We start from the raw sequence: 216 nt of genomic DNA on the forward strand, positions 1-216 counted from the left end.
GTCCAGGACTTCACCTTCACCGTGACCTCCCCGGCCAGCGGCATGGCGTTCACCGAGACCTCGGTCACCTCGGGCGGCGACGAGGCGTTCGCCCGCACCAACCTGACCGTGCTGCCCAGCTACGACTACCGGGCCGGCGACGCGAGCATGTTCGGCCTCGCCAACTATCCCTGGCTGCTGCAACCCAACGCGGACGCCGTGCTCGGCCTGCTCCAG

At 69.4% G+C, this 216-nt stretch carries 1 protein-coding gene; it reads left to right on the forward strand.

Annotation, left to right across the window (positions count from 1 at the left end; all coding sequences use genetic code 11):
- The coding region (locus F0L68_RS42035; RefSeq protein WP_149855506.1) for a hypothetical protein at positions 1–216 on the forward strand (216 nt) is incomplete at both ends.

Origin of the sequence: Solihabitans fulvus (genome assembly GCF_008386585.1) — a bacterium.
Taxonomy (GTDB): domain Bacteria; phylum Actinomycetota; class Actinomycetes; order Mycobacteriales; family Pseudonocardiaceae; genus Solihabitans; species Solihabitans fulvus.